The organism is Bacillus cereus group sp. N8 (assembly GCF_016483685.1).
In the GTDB taxonomy this organism is placed as follows: Bacteria; Bacillota; Bacilli; order Bacillales; family Bacillaceae_G; genus Bacillus_A; species Bacillus_A proteolyticus.
In genome coordinates this window covers 61,204-79,918 of record NZ_JAEHBK010000016.1, presented here as the reverse complement: position 1 = coordinate 79,918, position 18,715 = coordinate 61,204, and the positions used below count along the sequence as shown (strand labels likewise).

Here is an 18,715-nt window from a genome sequence, read left to right as displayed (position 1 = left end):
CTACCTTTATTATAACTTTATTTTCGATAAAATGCGACAATTCTAACTTCTGTTACATCCTTTATAATCCATCTTTCTGCCATTTCTTCTATTATAAAATAAAAAAGTCTAGCGTTATTACCACTAGACTATCTTTGCTTTAAATATTGGCCACGAAACACTTGCATCGTTTGGTCTTCATTTAACATCGTTAACTCTTCTTCTGTAAACTTACCATTTCCTACCTTAACTACATATACATTTACTTTTTTTTTACCCCATTGGCTATAAACATCTTTCACCGTATCATAATATAAATCGAGACGATTTCCTTTTATAGCACCGCCCTTATCAGCGACAACCCCATATCCGTAATCTGGCACGAATAGAATCGTTCCAATCGGGAATACACGTAAATCCGCAGCAATTGTAGAATATAAATCCCTTTTCGCTTTAACACCTGAATATGTAATACCATACTCTGGATGTCCTGGACTCTTACCAGTTGACTCCACTCCTGACGTATAACCAGTTGCTGTCATTTCAATTGAACGATATTTAGACCAGTCGTTTGCCTGCTCTAAAGCATTTATCACTTCTTTACTCGGAGCAACATTTCTCTTAACTTGTGCTGCATGTACTTCTTTTGCACTCGTTCCCTCATATTTCTTTACAATCTCTAATAAAGAAACTCCTGTGAAAGCATTCCATGTTACGCATAATGCGGATACAAGTAAACAAGTCATCATAATGCGAATACAATATCGTTTTAACATTTTTATATTCCACACTCCTTCATCGTTAATCATTCCCTATACAATGAAGGAATATGCAAAAAAATAATCTCCAAATGAATTGGAGATTAAAACATTTGATATCCGCTTTTCCGAAGTTTCTTAATTACGATTCCTGCTAAAGCAGCACCTACTAACCCAGTAGATAGAATAAACATATCTGCTTGCCCTAAATGCGATACACTTGTCCCAAATGAAGAAAATGTTTCTTTTGGCTTTGAAAAATAATCCCACACACTCGCCTTATTAATAATAAGCATACAAACAATCGGATACACAATAACCATTACCCATGTCGCTCGCAATATCATGTTGAGTAAAAATCCAATTCCAAAAAACAAAATAAAAAATAACATCATTGAAATAAGCAGTACCGGTATACTCACTCTTTCTCCCTCTCCTTCTCATGCGCCGTAAATACGTGGTAAGCCGTATAACCAAATTGTTCTCCTGGATTTAATGTTTTGTCCATTTCAAGATGGAATTCTGATTTTCTTTCTAACAAATATTTAATAAGTACAGACGTATTTGGATCGTCTGCAATCGTATCTGGATGTAGAAACGCTACTTCAGACAATTCCTTCTCCTGTACAATAATATTTTCCCCTTCAGGTTCCAAAAGGAAAATAATCATATTATCACTAATTTCATTGCGAATCACGCCCGATCGAACGCCAATAATTCCCTTCACATGAGCGACAATACCTGTCTCTTCTAACACTTCACGTTTCACAGCTTCATCAACCGTCTCACCTTCATTTACAAAACCAGCCGGCAAAGACCATTTCCCCTTTAATCCACTGTATTTCTTCTTAACGAATAGCCACCTGCCATCTTTTGTAGCTACTAGGCCACTAACAGCTAACCATACTTTCCCTCGCTTCTCCATGATGCAACCTCCTCTACTAGAGAGAACAGAATATTCTTTCTTTTTTATATATTATACTATATTTTTAAGTACACTGTGATTTTTCCTTTCTTAGGGCAATGCCCCATTGCCATCAACTTAAAAAATTGGCATTTCCCCATATCGAAAAAATGTGCTGAATTATTATAAATAACTCTGGAAAGATAAAATTTTCATTTTGGGGATACTTCAAAATATTAGCCTGATGGACATAGGTATCACCACATGTCCATCGATTAAAGAAAGAGCCTATTATTAAACTGTGCCCTACTCTTTGGGTCGGAAGAGGTGCTATAGATGAATATAAAAACATATAGGGCTCAAGTGTTTTCTTGGTCTAAGGAGGCCAAGGTAGAAATAGTAGAACTCATTTCCGCCGGCATAGGTATGGCCGGACCTGTTCTGTTCGCCACAGTTCTAGGCTATACCGCTCTTGGTTTTGCTGCATCGGTCGGCAGTTTGGCAGTCAGTAGCGTGAAAGTCGGTTCAAGTTTTATAAATCACGGGGAAAAGTTGGCGTCAGCGCTCATATCAGTAGCACTCGCTGCAATTGCTGCTGGTCTCTCTTTCGGACAAGGCTACCTGACATTCGGAGTCTTGACCCTGCTGGTAATCCTTGCTACGTTAATTGGCGGATATAGTCGGGCTTTGGCCGTGGCAACAACACGCTTTGTCATATTCCTGATCATCATCCTCAATATGTTAGACCAGACGGAGTACCCGATGGCACTAATTTTTTCAATCTTAGCAGGAGCGATTTGGACCATCAGTATCAGCTTGGTACTAGGCATCTGGGTACACCGCTGTTTTAAATCATCGCTGGATGGAGCTATGAAAGGGCCAACATCGAAAAAAATCATTCTATGGTGGAATTCTCTTGCACACCTATCCAGTTGGCAATTCCCAATCAGGCTCGCATTATGTCTAGTTATAGCTGAGGGATTACGAATACTTTGGCCCGAGCACCACTTCTATTGGATTGCAATTACTGTAGCGATCCTTACTCAGCGGAAAATAGAATTCTTTCCAATCAAAACAACACAACGAGTGCTTGGTACAATAATCGGTGTGATTGTTGCGAGCTTGCTTCTCGCAACTAGTCTACCAATTTGGGGATTAGTTATAAGTATCGGTCTATTCGCAAGTGTTCGACCTCTTCTAAAGGTTCGAAATTACCTTGTATACTCTGCAACCATGATTCCGCTCATTATTTTGATCATGGAAGCCGGCAAGCCGTTCCAGTTTATCATTCTGTTCGACCGTGTATTTGCAACCCTTATCGGTGCAGTCATCGTGATTGCAGTGAACCTGATATTCAGTAGAGCGATGGCGAAATCAGTGTAAAGGTGGTTATCTAGCGAAAGATTCTTTAATATTTCAGGTATCTTTTCCAGTTGAACAAAATCCCCCCAAAAATGAAAAAATTCGCCATCCTTTCTGTAGAATCATAAGAAAGGATGGCGTTTTTGTATGTCTATTTCTGTATCTGATGAATTACAACTATTTGCTAAAGAACTATATGGAAGGGAAAGTAAGTATGAAGAAAACGAAACAGTGGCCTCGCGAATCTGCATTTCTTTCTTCGGAAACGCAATTATTCTATATTTAATTCTTTCACTTTTCACCCTCTTTTTATTACTATATCGAAAACGTGTATTATGCAAAAAAGCAGAAACAGCTCTTAGCCGTTTCTGCTTTTCTCTACTATATATTAAAATAACTTCAATTTACCTTTTTTAAGAACTAATAAAGGTCCACCTAATAAGAATAGGTAACGGTTATCAATAACTTTCTTCATGAAGGAAGCTTTCCAACCTGTTAACTTTTTGCCCATAACAACGCCCATTGCATCGTCATGACCTAAAGAACATACAGATCCTTTATTGTCGAATGCGAATGTTTTCATTTCGCCTTTGCCACGAACTAACACAGTTAAGTTGTGTGCAATGTTGTAACCTTGTTGAATTGCGATTTGTGCTGTTGGTGGGTATGGACGGTTAATTTCTTCGTTAATGATTAACGCTGCGTCACCAACCATGAATACATCTTCGTATCCTGGAGCGTGCATGTACTCATCAACTTTTACACGTCCGCGCATTGCTTCAAAGCCAGACTCTTCCACAATACCGTTACCACGAACACCTGCAGCCCAAACTACTGTTTCAGACTTAATTAATTCAGTATCATCACCATTTGCAACGATAATACCTTCTTCAGTTCCTTCTTTAATTGCTGTACCGATGCGGAATTCTACGCCTTTTTTCTCAAGTTGTTTTACAGCGTATTCTACTAATGCTGGATCGAAACCTGGAAGTGCTGTTGGAGCAGCTTCAACACAGATAATACGTGCTTTTTCACGTGGTACATTGTACTGTTTGCAAAGTTCAGGAACACGGTTTGCAAGCTCACCTACGTATTCGATACCAGTAAATCCAGCACCACCAACAACGATTGTTACTAACTCATCGCGTTGTTCAGTTGCATATTTAGCGAAACTAGCTTCCATATGCTCACGAATTTGACGAGTTGCATTAATGTTAGCGATTGAGAATGCATGCTCTTTTAATCCTGTAATTCCGAATGTTTCTGATTCGAAACCAAGACCGATTACTAAGTAGTCATACTCTAACTCGCCGTCTTTTAAGATAATGCGTTTTTCAGCAGCTTTAATTTCTACTACTGTATCTTGTACAAAGTTCACTTTATTTGTATCGATAACGTCTTGAATATCTAGACAGATTTTTTCATCTTGTAATGTACCAGCTGCGCTCTCGTGTAACCAAGTCGCTTGGTAGTGATAGCTGTTGTTGTTTACTAACGTAATTTCAGCTTCATTTACAGATAATGCTTTTTGCAGACGAACAGTCGTAATCATCCCGCCATAACCTGCACCTAAAACTACGATTTTTGGAGTCTTCACCAAATCACAACCCTTTTCTTTATATAATAGTAATGAAAAATAATACCAAGTACTAAAAACTCTATTTGTCAAGAATGTGGAATTTATCACATTCTACATCATAACAACACGCATTCAAAAAATCGTACGAAATTTGTCATAGAAATTTAACATAATACTTCCCTATATTAGTCGGTTTTATTCCAGAATTCAAGCACCTAGCGAATTATCAATATTTTAAAATAACATAGCGTTTTCAAGGGTTTTTCAGCCTTTTTTTCATGTATTTTCCTTTCCCTCTATTTTATACAATTAAAAAAGCATCCATGCGAAAACTTACACATAATTCAGTCGTTTTCAGAAGTATTATAAACTCAAATATGCTATCATTTATTTGAAAGTGTCATCATTTGCAGGATTTTCGTGTACATATGAACAATATATGAAATCAATATCAAAATTCCATCTATAGGGGGAATGAAAGTGGCAGAAAATCAAAAAGTTTACGACATAACAATTATTGGTGGTGGTCCAACAGGACTGTTCACCGCATTTTATGGCGGTATGAGACAAGCAAGTGTAAAAATCATTGAAAGCTTACCTCAACTTGGAGGGCAATTATCCGCACTCTACCCTGAAAAATATATTTATGATGTAGCTGGATTTCCAAAAGTACGCGCACAAGAGTTAGTTGATAACTTAAAAGAGCAAATGAAGAAGTTTGATCCAACCGTTTGCTTAGAAGAAGCTGTTGATACTCTTGAAAAACAAGCTGACGGTATATTTAAACTTGTTACAAATAAACAAACTCATTACTCTAAATCTGTCATTATTACTGCTGGTAATGGCGCTTTCCAACCACGCCGCTTAGAATTAGAAGGCACAGCAAAATATGAAAAGAAAAACTTACATTATTTCGTTGATGATATGAATAAATTTGCTGGCAAGCGTGTTGTTGTATTTGGCGGCGGCGACTCAGCGGTAGACTGGACAATGATGTTAGAACCGATTGCTGACAAAGTTACCATCGTTCATCGCCGTGATAAATTCCGTGCACATGAGCATAGCGTCGAAAGCTTAATGAATTCTCGTGCAGAAGTAAGCACACCGTACGTTCCAGTTGAACTTATTGGTGATGATAAAATTGAACAAGTCGTTCTTCAACACGTAAAAACTGAAGAGAAAATTATCATAGATGTTGATGACGTAATCGTAAACTACGGCTTCGTTTCTTCTCTTGGCCCAATTAAAAACTGGGGCTTAGACATTCAAAAGAACAGCATCCTCGTGAATTCAAAAATGGAAACAAATATTCCTGGCATTTATGCTGCCGGTGACATTTGTACATATGAAGGAAAAGTAAAACTCATCGCTTGCGGCTTTGGTGAAGCACCGACAGCAGTAAACAATGCAAAAGCTTACTTCGATCCAAACGCAAAACTCCAACCAATGCATAGCTCAAGTATGTTTTAATATAGAAATGAAAAGAACTCCTTTTACATGAAAGGAGTTCTTTTCATTTAGAGATTCCTAATCGAAATTCCTCCTTTTCCTAAATAAAATACATTTCAACTTAATAAAAAACACTACTACCTTCCAAAATATGTTACAATAAAACAGAACGTATGTTTCGTCCAATGAAGGGAGGTTTTATTAATGAAAGAACCAATCATAGTAACAAAAGAAGCTTTCCAAGCAATCGGCGTTTCGATTACGACGACAAACGAAAAAGAGGCATCTACTGAAGGAGAAATTCCAAAACTTTGGAATCGCTACTTCCAAGAACAAATCATGCATCACATCCCAAATCAACAAACAAAAGAAACATTCGCTTTCTACTCAAACTACGAATCAGATGAAACTGGTACATATCAATTTACAATCGGTATGCCCGTTTCTTCATTAGAAGACGTTCCTGAAAATATGACAACTTTAACAATACCTGCCGCGACATATGCGGTATTTACAACGAGAAAAGGCCCTGTGTCTGAAGTCGTGTGCGAGGCTTGGGAATATATTTGGCAATGGTCGAAAGAAAACAAACGTGCTTTTACAACAGATTTCGAACTGTATGATGAAAAAGCAACGGATCCAAATAACGTACAATTGGATATTTATATTGCTTTAGCTTAAAAAAGGTGCCCTTCGGCATCTTTTTTTGTCGTTAAATAGCCACTGTGCAAATCCAACATTATTGTCTACAATGAGAAAGTGCAGTATAGAAATATTAGAAACTGTATAAAACGATTGTTAATAGGTTTTTTAGTCTAAATTTGGTACATAGAAAGGAAGCAATATGGAGGAACTACAACAAAATAAATCTGCTTTAGAAGGAAGCGGAAAACCGTTATTAAAAAATACAAACTTCCTTTTTCTTTGGGCAGCTACTCTCTTTTCAAGTTTTGCTTTAGCCTTTTTTACTTTTTCACAAACATGGTACATAGCAAAAACATTAAACCTTGAGGCTTCACTCGGTATTGTTTTCGTGGCTCTTAGTGTTCCAAGGCTCATTTTTATGATTATTGGCGGAGCATTAGCTGATAAATTCCCGAAAAAAAACATTATGTTTTACTCAAATATTATTCGTGCTATTCTTGTCGCAACAATTCTCACTTGGTTCATCGTCGGTGATGTAACACTATATACATTTGCTTTGTTCGCTTTGTTCTTCGGACTTGCTGACGCTTTCTTCTGGTCAGCAGACGGCTCTATTCTGCCTGAACTTGTAGAAAAAAGCCGTTTAACACAAGCAAATTCACTTACTCAAATGACAAACCAAGCATCTGTCATTTTAGGACCTGTACTTGGCGGCATTCTCATTAAATTTACGAACTATGAAACAATTTTTTCAATTACAATCCTGCTACTCATTATCGCTGCGATACTCGTTCAAAAAATACAATTTACAGTACCCGAAAAAAATGAAACAGACAAAGGCATGTTTACTTCTATTAAAGAGGGAATTTCATATGTAAAAGAATCACCGTTTCTTTCAACTTTCCTATTATGTAGCGCCTTTTTAAATTTATTTTTAATCGGTCCGATGCAAGTTGGCTTCCCGCTCTTCGTCAAAAACGTTCTGCACGGTGACTCACTGCAGTTTAGTTACTTAGAAGCGGCTGTTGGCGGCGGGATGGCGATAGGAGCTGTCATTGTCGGATTAAAAAACATTAACCGCAGACGTGGTTTATTTTGTATTATCATGATGCTACTTTCTGGTGTATTCTTCCTATCCATCAACTTTAGCACTGTACTTTGGCAAGCATTATTAGCTGGAATGTTTTACGGTATTACAATCGCGATGGCGATCGTTCCACTTATGGCGATGATTCAATCAACAGTAAAAGAAGAAATGATGGGCCGCGTTATGAGTTTACTCATGCTTTCATCGATGGGATTCATTCCGCTCTCTTATGCATTTACATCGATTGCACTTTGGGCAGGCATTCCAATTGTAACGATTATGAAAAGCGGTGCGATTGCTGTTATCGTCTTCGTACTATTTGTCGCGATTCGTGTTCCAGTTGTAAGAAAGTTTGATTAACTACTTGGAGTCATGTATTATACGCATGGCTCCTTTTTAAACGGATCAAATAACGGTATTCCCTTACTCCTTCTCAAAGCTGCTCCCCATTCTAATCCAACCTCTAAAAATAAATCTCGGACTGTACTATACAAAAGTGCCCTAACGTCTTTACGAATTCCCCCATATTTATACGCTCTCACAACACTTTTCACGCGCCAAATTAAATTTCCATACACTTCTTCGTCAGCTAATATTTGCTCTTATAAAACACCTTGCTCTAGTAATCCACTCTTTTTATAAGCAAGTTCCACCTTACTCCAAAATATATTAATCTTTTTCGGATTACTCGTCATCGGCACCAATGCGTATATAAATGGCTTCGGTATATCGTGACGACAATACGTTTCATCAAGCTCGTACGTTACTTTTCTTTTCTCTTTTATTTGTGGAATGTTTTTAGAAAGAATTGTTTCCCGCTCATTTTTTTGCTCGTTTCCACTACAGCCATCTGCACAATCATCACTTTCACATGCGGACATTTTCATACGGTCATCCCTGCGGTCAATTGCAGATTTAAGAAATACATATAAGTTTGCACTATATCCCCCGCGCTTATATCTTTCTTTTGTCGCAACACGCTTTATAATTCCTAGTTCCTCTAACTTTGCAATTGAGCGGCGTACTGTACGAATACTTTTTCCAACATTTGTAGCAATCGTCTCCATCAATGGACACGCAACTCCCACTGTTTTCTGTTTCTCATTCACTGCATACTTTCCTAAAAAATGAATAATGACAGCATCCTTTTTATTCAATTGAAATCGATAGCACTTCAAAACTTGTTTTTGATACGTATTAAACTCTTCTTTACTTCGAAATTCACTGTATGGTTTCATTAAATTATATAAGCTTCCCATTTTTATCACCTCACTTATAGGTAAAGAGCAGGAAGAGAAATTGGCGTGATATTTAATATTTTTTTAGTGGAGATGACAATATGATTATAATTAGCGCTTGTTTAGGTGGTATCGCTTGCCGTTATGACGGTAACGATAATCTCGTTTCAAAAATAGAAGAGTTATTACAGAGGGAAGATACTATCCTTGTTTGTCCCGAAGTATTAGGTGGTTTACCTACACCACGCCCTTCTGCTGAAATTATTGGTGGGAATGGCGATGACGTTTTAGATGGAAAAGCAAAGGTAATGACAAAAGACGGTGAAGATGTCACAGAATCTTTCGTGAGTGGTGCTTATAAAGCTCTAGAACAAATAAAAGATTTACACCCAGAATATATTATTTTAAAAGAACGCAGTCCATCTTGTGGTAGTTCTACGATTTACACTGGAGAATTTAATGGCAATAAGCAAACTGGTTATGGGGTGACGACTGCTTTATTTAAAAGACATGGATTTAAAGTCATTTCAGAAGAGGATTTTGAGAACGAAAAAAGGAATTGACCCTGTTCGTCAATTCCTTTTCTATCTGTCTTATTTCACGCCTAATTTTTCTTTCACTTTCGCTGGAAGCTCGTCTTTCTTCACTTCTTCCCAAGCCGTTACACCTTTTTTATCTGAGTGGAATACACGTAAGAATGCTTCTTTGCGAAGATCTTTCACAGCTGTAAATTCTAACTCTTTTTCTTTACCTTCTTTATCAAATGCAGGTAACTTATACTCAAATAATTTTAATGGCTGACCGCCATCATCTTTTTCATTCTTCTCAATTCCATCAGTCGTAATTTGAACGTAATACTCATCTTTACCCATACGGTTAATATCACAACCAACTAACAAACTTGCAAATACAACTAAAATACTAAACAATGCAATGTATCTTTTCATTTCCTTCACCTCATATGTTTTTTCTTATATTCTTATCTTAAAGCCCAGAGCTTAAAGAAGAAATTCAAAAACATGACATGAACATTACACTTTTGTAAGATAATAATTATTACTTCACTTTAGAAACCGTCATCCCGTCACCAATTGGAATGAGTACAGATTCTAAATTCGGATGAGTTGCTACCACTTCATTAAACTTCTTCATAACTTCTGTATAACGTTTTGATTTCACACTTTCATCAGCTACACTACCACCAGCTAGAACATTATCTGTAACAATTACAGCTCCTGGCTTAGCAAGTCGGATGCAGTATGTTAAGTAATTTTCATAATTCTCCTTATCAGCGTCGATAAAGAAGAAATCAAATCGCTTATTACCTGCGGCTAATTTTTCAAGACTTTGTAAAGCAGCACCAGTCATATACGACACTTGTTTTCCAAATCCCGCTTTATGTAAATTGCTGTGCGCTACCTTTGCATATTTCTCTTCTAGCTCAAGTGAAGTTAACGTGCCTTCTTCTCCAAAACCTTTCGCAAGACAAATTCCGCTATACCCACCTAATGCACCTATTTCTAAAATATCTTTCGCTCCAGAAATGGAAACTAACATCGTTAAAAGTTTACCCGAAGAAGGTGATACCGATATCGGTGGCATTTCGTTTTCTTTTATGGAAGCAATCACTTCATCCAAAAGAACATCTTGACCACAAAATACAGAATCAATATAACGATTAATTTGTTTCATCAGGTGTAGTCCCTTTCTCTAGATCTGCCTTCTCATCTAACATAGGCGCTTCTTCCGTTTCACTCTCATGTATTTCAAATAGTTGTGTAAATTCATTAATAACCATATCAATTGCCTTTAATTCCCCGATTAAAATTTGCTGAATGGACTGGAATTCTGGCTCACTTAACTGTTGCTTAATCGTAGCACGCTTTAAATTCATCATTTCTAAAAAGGCAATCGCTCTCCCGAGGCGAAATGTTTTCGGCCCGCGATGATGAGATCCATCTCTCCCCTATGACGCTCACCACGGTGACGGCCTTCTTTCATGAACTTATCTTCTCTCATTTTAAATCCCCCTTTGTATACACAATGTCAAAAGAAAAAACCTTACGGAAGATGAATTTTAAAATTCATCTTCCGTAAGGTTTTTTCTTCTCTATCTCTTTACTGCCAATTTTTCTATGTACCTATTACCGCCAATAACGTCTTTCACGCCAGTTTCGCCACTTATCACGGATTTTATCAAGTAATTTCCCTATACCGTTTATTACACCTTCTATTATGCATTCTATTATAATATTTATCACAAGGTATCTTATACATCTAAAAATAGAACCTATAACGTACTTCAATACAAATTCAAAAATATCTTCCAGCATATATCCCCTCCTCTTTCTATCCTTCAATTATACTTGTAAGAAAGAGAACGATTAAAGCAAAATAAAAGACCTCCTTAACGATTTTATTCCATCGCTAAAAAGGTCTTTTTCTATTTCGGCCAAAAACTTAGCACTCTTCTGGCTTACCAGCATTCGACGCTGTACGGAAAGATGAGCCACATCCGCATGATGCGATTGCGTTTGGATTGTCGATTGTGAATCCGCCGCCAAGCATTGATTGTTTATAATCAACTTTTACTCCTTTAACAATCGGAGCACTTTCTTTATCGATAACAAATTCAACACCGAAAAATTCAAGAACTGTGTCGTCTTCTTTTGGTTCTACTTCAAATCCTAAGCCGTAAGAAAGACCGCTACATCCGCCGCCGTGTACAGCAAGGCGCACGTACTTCTCTCCATCTTCAGCATCTTTTAACATATCTTTAATTTGAAAAGCTGCTTGCTCTGTTACTTCAATCATGAAATACACCATCCTTTCTGTTCTCGTTCTATTATACATCTTTACGCTTCTATCTTGTAATCATACACTCCGCGGCAAATTACTTCCGCAGGTCCTTTCATTAACACATTTCCTTCTTCTGTCCATGCAATCATTAAATCGCCACCTGCTAAGTGAACTGTAATTTCTTTACTACGTTCCATTTTTCCATTGAGAATTGTCGCAACTACAGCTGCGCATGCTCCTGTCCCGCAAGCTTGCGTTACACCAGATCCACGTTCCCAAACGCGGAAATTCATTTCTTCATCATTCAAAATCTCGATGAACTCAACATTCACTCGCTCCGGGAACATTTCATGCGTCTCAAGAACTGGCCCTAACGTTGTAAGAGGCGCTTTTTCTACATCATCAACAAAGATAACCGCATGTGGATTCCCCATTGAAACAGCTGTAAATGCGTAACGGTGATTATTGTATAAGAAGTTTTCACGAATAAATGGTGTTTCTCCTTCACCAAGCATCGGTATCTCTTCGCGTGTTAAACGAGGTGCTCCCATGTCTATTTTCGCTAATGTAACTTTGTCATCTTCTACCGTTACTTCTGCCGTAACGATACCAGCTAACGTTTCAATTGTGAAAACTGTATCTTCTACCAGTTTATGCTCATACGCATATTTCGCTACGCAGCGTAAACCATTTCCACAGCTCTTCCCTTCTGAACCATCGTTATTAAACATGCGCATTTTTACTGGTGCCACATCAGAAGGACAAATTAAAATCATTCCATCTGCACCAATACCAGTATTAATATTTGAAACCTTTTCCGCTACAAGAGCTAACTCTTCTTCCCTAATTTGTTCTTCAAACATATTTACATATATATAACTATTGCCAAGACCATGCATTTTTGTAAAAGAAAATTGGCTCATTTTTATTCACTCCAAAAATAATTTATTATTTCAAGTATAAAATGCATGCTTTTAGAACACAATATGAATGTCCCCCGTTTCTCATATTTGACAACATTTTGGCGATAAGTCATTCTTACACAAATCGTGTAAGAAAAAAGCCCTTCTAAAAGGGCCTTTTTTTATTTATATTCCGTATTATCCTACCCTGCGAAATAACGTTTTATCTAATGAAAAAGGTGTTGCCGATTTGCAACACCTTAAAACATTGGATTTTCATCCAAATACTCATATACATTATTAACAAGTTCTTCTACTGTCGCACCTTGTACTACTTCACCATTCACAAGGGCAAATGGTCCTTCAAAACAAATGCCACAATATCCTAAACAACCATACTCCATTACATCTAAATTCGGATCTTTTTCTAATTTCTCTAAAGCTGCTTGTGAACCACTCGCAAGGTTACCTACACAAAATTCAATTAATGGTTTAATCAAAATTCTCCCCCCCCTGTACTACAAAAAAATTACCTTCTGACTTCATCTATAAGAAGAAAACTAAGCTGTTTCTTGTTGTTTTCGTTACATATTCTAAACTATTTAGTTACTTCATTACTTCACTTCAAAGTAGATGACTGTTTCTATGTAACATGCTATTCATAATGAAATAGTAACTAGCAAATGAAAACAGTTTACTTTACTTTTCTTCTTATTGTACAACAGAGTATTCATTCATGCATTGTTATTTGTTCACAAATTCGATATAATTTGATTGAGTAAAGTCGAAATATTTTATTAATATAAAATTTTAGGATTAGGGGATATTTCAACAGAAAAGGGGTAATCCATCATGAAACACCTCGTAATACTAGGTGGCGGCTACGGTGGAATGAGAATTCTGCAACGGCTACTTCCAAGCAACCAACTTCCAGATGATGTACAAGTGACATTAATCGACAAAGTACCATACCATTGTTTCAAAACTGAATATTATGCATTAGTAGCGGGTACAATTTCAGAAACGCATATTCGCATACCGTTTCCTGAGCACCCACGCCTTAATATTCAATACGGCACAATAACAAATATTGATCTCGAAGAAAAAGCTGTTCATCTTGATGGCGGCGAAGCAATCCAATATGATGATTTAATTATTGGACTTGGCTGTGAAGATAAATATCATAACGTTCCTGGCGCAAAGGAATATACACACAGTCTACAATCGATTGAACAAACGCGTAAGACATATGAACAATTAAATGGCCTAGAACCGAATGCAACAGTTGCTGTTGTTGGCGCTGGCTTAAGTGGCGTTGAAGTAGCAAGTGAACTTCGCGAAAGCCGTTCTGATTTAAAAATCTATTTATTTGATCGAAAAGATAGAATTTTATTCCCATATCCAGAGAAATTAAGTAGATATGTAGAAGAATGGTTTGTAAAGCATAACGTTAACATTATACGAAACTCTAACATTACAAAAGTAGAACCGAATATTGTGTACAACCACGATGAACCACTTGAATGTGATGCAATCGTCTGGACAGCTGGTATTCAAGCAAATGAAGTTGTTCGAAACCTTCCAGTTGAACAAGATGGTAGCGGACGGGTTGTTTTAACAAAATATCACAATATTCCAAATAACGAGCATGTTTATGTTGTCGGGGATTGTGCAGCACTTCCACATGCACCATCTGCTCAACTTGCTGAAGGTCAAGGAGAACAAATTGTCCAAATATTATTAAAACGTTGGAATAATGAACCACTTCCTGATGAACTGCCGGTTATAAAATTAAAAGGTGTTCTCGGTTCTCTCGGCAAAAAACACGGATTTGGTTTACTAGCAAACCAACCATTAATGGGGCGTGTACCGAGATTATTAAAATCCGGTCTTCTTTGGATGTACAAATATCATAACGGTTAATACTTTAAAGGCTGTCTACTATGTAGACAGCCTTTTTCTATTCATTTTTTAAAAAATAACTTTATCAATATAGTTTCATAAATTTATTTATTTTAATATAAAAATCTCTACTTAGAAGTGTATACTATATGTAATAGTTATTTCATTTTATTATTTTCTTTAGGACCGAATACGTTCGGTCTTATTTTGTATGCTATAAGTACTACACATAATAGGAGGCATTTCATTTCACTTATGAACTTAACAAAACTAAATAATCGAATAGAAGTGAAAAAGAGGGAATTAATCCACCTCGTTGAAAAGTATGGATTTACTCACGATAAAGTCATTTCTCTCAGTCAAGACTTAGATCGCTTGCTAAACTTATTAACGAAGCTAACTTCCGTCTCAAGACGATCTAATCCTACAAACAAAGAAAAAAGATGTTCCCTCTGAATAGACTTTATTTTTCTATTTTTCTCTCTTTTTGATACGATATAACTAGAATCAGAAAGGAGCAATTTATGTTTATATTAAAAGACATCAAATATAAAAATATTCTACACATTCCTTATTTACAAATTCAACAAGAAAAAATAACTTGTATTATCGGTGAGAGTGGTAGTGGAAAAAGCACATTACTTCGTATGTTAAATGATTTACAATCACCAACATCTGGCACAATTAAATATAATGGAAAATCTATTTTAGATTATCCTCCCATTCAATTACGACGTGAAGTTGTCATGCTCGGACAAACTCCACCTATTTTTGATGGAACAATTAGAGATAATTTATTAATGGGACTGCGCCTTTCTGAAAAGCCATTTCCAAATGACGATGCCCTGCGGGGCGCATTAACGACTGTTAGCCTAGATAAAAAATTAGAAGATAGCGCCTCTTCTTTATCAGGCGGTGAAAAACAAAGACTTGCTTTCGCTCGTATTGTACTAATGGACCCACCCGTCTATTTATTAGATGAACCAACTTCGGCACTAGATAGTGACACAGAAAGACGCGTTATGAAACAATTCACTCTATTGGCAAGAGAAAAGAAAAAAACAGTTATCTTCATCACGCACTCACAACAACTTCCAGAAGAAATCGCAGACGATATTATTGAAATTAGTAAAACAAACGGTGCAACTAGAAAGGAAGTGCTCTCAATTGAAGGGCGTTATTGAACTACAAATTTGGCAACTTGCAGCTGCATATATTTTCATTCTTATTTTAATCGGGCTTGTGAAATTAAAAGGAATACCGCGTGAGAAACAAATTACAATTGCTACATTACGTATGACAATTCAGCTCGTACTAGTCGCATATGTCCTTACATACATATTTGAAAATAGTAATCCGTTTTATACAATAGCTCTCATTACTTCTATTACTACATTTGCGATTTTCAATATTTATAAACGAGTTAATATTCCAATGTCAAAAGAATTAAAACGAGTAGCCGCCCTCTCCATGATTGCTGGATCAATTGGCCCTCTTCTACTATTTATCTTTGTTATTATCGGACACGATCCTTGGTATGCTCCGCAGTATATCGTTCCTATTGCCGGTATGCTAATCGGTAATGCTATGACAGGCATTTGCCTGGGGGCAAATACCTTTTTAAGCAGCATGAAATCACAAAGAGACCATATTGAAGGTGCACTTATGCTTGGGGCAACTCCAAAACAAGCAGCTGCCCCGCTCATACGGGACGCTTTCGATTCTGCTATTTTACCGACAATCAATTCTATGGTCGGAATGGGAATTATAAGTCTTCCAGGCATGATGACAGGACAAATTTTATCCGGTGTATCACCATTTACAGCTATCCAATATCAAATCGCAATTATACTTGGTATTTCTGGAAGTACAGCTTTCTCTGTTATTATCTTCTTGCAACTTGGATATAAAACGTTTTTTAATAAGCGGTGTCAGTTGAAAGAAGTTGAAGTCCAATCATAAAAAAGACGCTCTGCAAGTTACTTACAGAGCGTCTTTTTTCTTTGCTAATCTTACGCCTTCTTAACGAACTGTGATTTTAACTTCATAGCTCCGAAACCGTCGATTTTACAATCAATATCGTGGTCTCCTTCAACTAGACGAATACTCTTTACTTTCGTACCAATCTTTACAACTGAAGAAGTTCCTTTTACTTTTAAATCTTTAATTACAGTAACAGCATCGCCGTCTTGAAGAACGTTTCCGTTCGCATCTTTTACAACTTTTGCACCATCATTATTTTCAGCTTCTGCTTCTTGGCCCCACTCATGAGCACATTCTGGACATACGAAAAGAACGCCATCCTCATACGTGTATTCTGAATTACATTTTGGACAATTTGGTAAAGTAGCCATAAATTCATTTCCTCCGTTCATTATTTATACGTAAAAATCAAAATTGACGTTTACATCTCGATAAATAAAATTTGTATAGCATTTCTTTATACTGCCATAGTCTCGCGTTATTGACAAGCCTACCTCAAATTCTCATTTTTTATTGTATTTTACAAAATTTCAATTCGTATGGTGTTTTGTATTCACATTTTTCGTTAATTAGCTTATTCGACATGTACTTCTTCCATCCAGCTGCTTGTCTTGGATTTCACTACTATTAAGTGCTCATTTTCCCATTTTAGTTTGCCTAAAAATCTAGAATAGACTACTGCATTCCCTACTTCTTCTACGAGTAATGTATTTACTACTCTTAGCCCTTTATCGTTATACACTTCACACATTAGCTGAAATCCTTCCGAACGATGAATTCCTTTTAATATAGCCGTTTTCTTTCGACTTGGGCTCTTCTTCGGTGTTTTATCCACTAAAAACACAATCTCGTAATTCTCTTTCTCTATTTCTTGAAGCGCTTCATTCACATACTCTTTAATCATTTCTAATGATATTTTTGAATACTTTTCAATAGCTGGCACGACATAGAGGTAAACCAACTCACAAAAATGCTTATACTTCTCCTCAACTGATTCCAAATTTAAAAATTGCATATAATCATAAGGCACGGATATACAAATCTCCCCTAGGACCTCATGTAGTTCATAAGAAATATCTTTATTCGGATTTGCTAGACAGTAGATATCAATATTTTCTACATTTTCTAATCCAAGATCCCACTTACTTAATTCCTTTGAAAAAATCAATTCAAAAATTCTCATTTCATGTAATCGATTATAATGTTTTTTAGGACGTTTCTTAGCCCAATCATAAAAATGTACATCCATCATACTCTCTTTTCCTCCTAATATTATTTGCTTTTCTAATATATAAAAAGAAGAACCCTCACAAGATTCTTCTTTTTAAAATGAACGAGTTTCTCTCTAGAAAAACCACATATTTTCTTCAACATAGATTTGATACTCTTCAGCTTCTTCTTCACTCAACTTTTTATTATTTAAATACACTTCTTGCCATTCAAAGTAATCATCATTTAAATATACAGCGAATTTAATTTTCACATTTTTCTTTTCTTCATAATCATAACCAGTAAATTCTACTACATCATAATCTTGTTCTTTCTTTACATACTTCCAATTTGGTTTATCTGTGATAGACTCTAAAGCCTCTCCTTCAAGACTTAAGCGAACAACGTTTTTAATATTAGGTTCAGTTGGTATAGAAGCTAAACCGAAACTAGCGCCTGCAAAGAATACAAATACTATCACCTGTAAAGCAATCATAAGCCCGATATGAGCGCCACCTTTTGATTGTAAATAATACTCTTTCTTATACTCAGGCACATCTTCTTCCTTATGAAAAATACAGATAACATGCTTATAATATAATCGGTTTCCTTGCCATCCAGTAAACAGCATCGTTCCAGCATATATAATAAAATCTATCCACATTGGTATATCAATAAAAGTAGCTATAATTAAAGTAGGTACTGCCAATAACGTAAGTATAATAAACAACTTATACATTTTACGATAAGCTAACCAAAAAGTTGGGAAGAAAAAGGCTACCCAATTCCACGTATTCCCTTGCGCTGGATTTTCTACTTTGCCCCACTTAAAGTCATAATAAGCTGTATTCTTTTGAACAACTTTATGTAACTCTTGTGGAGAAATTGTTTCTTGTAAAACTGTTTCCTTCACGTACAT

General features: G+C 36.4%; 22 protein-coding genes and 2 pseudogenes. 9 read left to right on the top strand and 15 right to left on the bottom strand.

Going from position 1 to position 18,715, the window contains the following annotated elements; genetic code table 11:
- Positions 1-128: 128 nt before the first annotated feature.
- The 3 genes from JDS80_RS21030 to JDS80_RS21020 all read right to left on the bottom strand — a co-directional run bounded on the left by JDS80_RS21030 (position 129) and on the right by JDS80_RS21020 (position 1,662).
- Positions 129-755, bottom strand: coding sequence for a 3D domain-containing protein (locus JDS80_RS21030; RefSeq protein ID WP_199639901.1), 627 nt, complete (start codon positions 753-755; stop codon positions 129-131).
- 86 nt (positions 756-841) lie between these two features.
- Positions 842-1,159: a YuiB family protein gene (locus JDS80_RS21025; protein ID WP_000027018.1), complete on the bottom strand. Its 318-nt coding sequence runs from the start codon at positions 1,157-1,159 to the stop codon at positions 842-844.
- Positions 1,156-1,662: an NUDIX hydrolase gene (locus tag JDS80_RS21020; RefSeq protein ID WP_098612762.1), complete on the bottom strand. Its 507-nt coding sequence runs from the start codon at positions 1,660-1,662 to the stop codon at positions 1,156-1,158. Before JDS80_RS21020 ends, JDS80_RS21025 begins: the two co-directional genes overlap by 4 nt.
- A 315-nt stretch (positions 1,663-1,977) precedes the next feature.
- Between JDS80_RS21020 and JDS80_RS21015 the strand changes: the two genes are divergently transcribed.
- The gene (locus tag JDS80_RS21015; RefSeq protein ID WP_199639900.1) at positions 1,978-3,024 is read left to right on the top strand and encodes an FUSC family protein; all 1,047 of its coding nucleotides are present in this window, start codon (positions 1,978-1,980) and stop codon (positions 3,022-3,024) included.
- A 367-nt stretch (positions 3,025-3,391) separates the two neighbouring features.
- Here the strand turns inward: JDS80_RS21015 and JDS80_RS21010 are convergent, their stop codons facing one another.
- A complete protein-coding gene (locus tag JDS80_RS21010) occupies positions 3,392-4,600 on the bottom strand; it encodes an NAD(P)/FAD-dependent oxidoreductase (protein ID WP_071770899.1) in 1,209 nt (402 codons plus the stop codon).
- Positions 4,601-5,062: 462 nt separating this feature from the next.
- On the opposite strand from JDS80_RS21010, the gene JDS80_RS21005 reads away from it, so the two are divergent.
- From JDS80_RS21005 to JDS80_RS20995, 3 genes are all read left to right on the top strand, one after another.
- Positions 5,063-6,052: an NAD(P)/FAD-dependent oxidoreductase gene (locus JDS80_RS21005; protein WP_000829779.1), complete on the top strand. Its 990-nt coding sequence runs from the start codon at positions 5,063-5,065 to the stop codon at positions 6,050-6,052.
- A gap of 183 nt (positions 6,053-6,235) precedes the next feature.
- On the top strand, positions 6,236-6,712 hold the full coding sequence (locus JDS80_RS21000; protein ID WP_071743940.1) for a GyrI-like domain-containing protein: 477 nt from the start codon (positions 6,236-6,238) through the stop codon (positions 6,710-6,712).
- A 163-nt stretch (positions 6,713-6,875) separates the two neighbouring features.
- A complete protein-coding gene (locus tag JDS80_RS20995; protein WP_002124385.1) occupies positions 6,876-8,123 on the top strand; it encodes an MFS transporter in 1,248 nt (415 codons plus the stop codon).
- Positions 8,124-8,140: 17 nt separating this feature from the next.
- On the opposite strand, the pseudogene JDS80_RS20990 reads toward JDS80_RS20995, so the two are convergent.
- A pseudogene (locus JDS80_RS20990) lies at positions 8,141-9,022 on the bottom strand (helix-turn-helix domain-containing protein).
- An 80-nt stretch (positions 9,023-9,102) separates the two neighbouring features.
- On the opposite strand from JDS80_RS20990, the gene JDS80_RS20985 reads away from it, so the two are divergent.
- Positions 9,103-9,564 carry a 2-thiouracil desulfurase family protein gene (locus tag JDS80_RS20985; protein ID WP_199639899.1) on the top strand — a complete coding sequence of 154 codons (462 nt, stop codon included), beginning with the start codon at positions 9,103-9,105 and terminating at the stop codon, positions 9,562-9,564.
- Positions 9,565-9,594: 30 nt separating this feature from the next.
- Here JDS80_RS20985 and JDS80_RS20980 read toward each other — a convergent pair whose 3' ends face one another.
- The 7 genes and pseudogenes from JDS80_RS20980 to JDS80_RS20950 form a co-directional block, all read right to left on the bottom strand.
- Positions 9,595-9,948 carry a YxeA family protein gene (locus tag JDS80_RS20980; protein ID WP_199639898.1) on the bottom strand — a complete coding sequence of 118 codons (354 nt, stop codon included), beginning with the start codon at positions 9,946-9,948 and terminating at the stop codon, positions 9,595-9,597.
- Between the two features lie 109 nt (positions 9,949-10,057).
- Entirely contained in the window at positions 10,058-10,693 is a 636-nt protein-coding gene (locus JDS80_RS20975; RefSeq protein WP_199639897.1) for an O-methyltransferase, read from the bottom strand.
- Positions 10,680-11,020: pseudogene (locus tag JDS80_RS20970) on the bottom strand (hypothetical protein). Before JDS80_RS20970 ends, JDS80_RS20975 begins: the two are co-directional and overlap by 14 nt.
- A gap of 125 nt (positions 11,021-11,145) precedes the next feature.
- Complete coding sequence (locus tag JDS80_RS20965) at positions 11,146-11,334, bottom strand: hypothetical protein (RefSeq protein ID WP_071743933.1); 189 nt, start codon at positions 11,332-11,334, stop codon at positions 11,146-11,148.
- A 127-nt stretch (positions 11,335-11,461) separates the two neighbouring features.
- Positions 11,462-11,815: a HesB/IscA family protein gene (locus JDS80_RS20960; protein WP_000573823.1), complete on the bottom strand. Its 354-nt coding sequence runs from the start codon at positions 11,813-11,815 to the stop codon at positions 11,462-11,464.
- Positions 11,816-11,856: 41 nt separating this feature from the next.
- Positions 11,857-12,723 carry a diaminopimelate epimerase gene (gene dapF, locus JDS80_RS20955; protein WP_199639896.1) on the bottom strand — a complete coding sequence of 289 codons (867 nt, stop codon included), beginning with the start codon at positions 12,721-12,723 and terminating at the stop codon, positions 11,857-11,859.
- Between the two features lie 239 nt (positions 12,724-12,962).
- Positions 12,963-13,202 carry a YuzB family protein gene (locus JDS80_RS20950; protein ID WP_000595026.1) on the bottom strand — a complete coding sequence of 80 codons (240 nt, stop codon included), beginning with the start codon at positions 13,200-13,202 and terminating at the stop codon, positions 12,963-12,965.
- 352 nt (positions 13,203-13,554) lie between these two features.
- Here JDS80_RS20950 and JDS80_RS20945 point away from each other — a divergent pair, with 352 nt between their 5' ends.
- The 4 genes from JDS80_RS20945 to JDS80_RS20930 all read left to right on the top strand — a co-directional run bounded on the left by JDS80_RS20945 (position 13,555) and on the right by JDS80_RS20930 (position 16,566).
- On the top strand, positions 13,555-14,625 hold the full coding sequence (locus JDS80_RS20945) for an NAD(P)/FAD-dependent oxidoreductase (RefSeq protein ID WP_199639895.1): 1,071 nt from the start codon (positions 13,555-13,557) through the stop codon (positions 14,623-14,625).
- Positions 14,626-14,859: 234 nt separating this feature from the next.
- Positions 14,860-15,060 (top strand): aspartyl-phosphate phosphatase Spo0E family protein, encoded by a 201-nt coding sequence (locus JDS80_RS20940; protein WP_071734578.1) that lies wholly within the window; start codon positions 14,860-14,862, stop codon positions 15,058-15,060.
- Positions 15,061-15,128: 68 nt separating this feature from the next.
- Positions 15,129-15,788 carry an ABC transporter ATP-binding protein gene (locus JDS80_RS20935; RefSeq protein WP_098888348.1) on the top strand — a complete coding sequence of 220 codons (660 nt, stop codon included), beginning with the start codon at positions 15,129-15,131 and terminating at the stop codon, positions 15,786-15,788.
- Positions 15,772-16,566: an ABC transporter permease gene (locus tag JDS80_RS20930; RefSeq protein ID WP_097809355.1), complete on the top strand. Its 795-nt coding sequence runs from the start codon at positions 15,772-15,774 to the stop codon at positions 16,564-16,566. Before JDS80_RS20935 ends, JDS80_RS20930 begins: the two co-directional genes overlap by 17 nt.
- A 50-nt stretch (positions 16,567-16,616) precedes the next feature.
- Here JDS80_RS20930 and phnA read toward each other — a convergent pair whose 3' ends face one another.
- The 3 genes from phnA to JDS80_RS20915 all read right to left on the bottom strand — a co-directional run bounded on the left by phnA (position 16,617) and on the right by JDS80_RS20915 (position 18,715).
- Positions 16,617-16,958, bottom strand: coding sequence for an alkylphosphonate utilization operon protein PhnA (gene phnA / locus JDS80_RS20925; RefSeq protein WP_002174031.1), 342 nt, complete (start codon positions 16,956-16,958; stop codon positions 16,617-16,619).
- Between the two features lie 203 nt (positions 16,959-17,161).
- Entirely contained in the window at positions 17,162-17,839 is a 678-nt protein-coding gene (locus tag JDS80_RS20920; protein WP_199639894.1) for a hypothetical protein, read from the bottom strand.
- Between the two features lie 93 nt (positions 17,840-17,932).
- The gene (locus tag JDS80_RS20915; protein ID WP_199639893.1) at positions 17,933-18,715 is read right to left on the bottom strand and encodes a DUF2628 domain-containing protein; all 783 of its coding nucleotides are present in this window, start codon (positions 18,713-18,715) and stop codon (positions 17,933-17,935) included.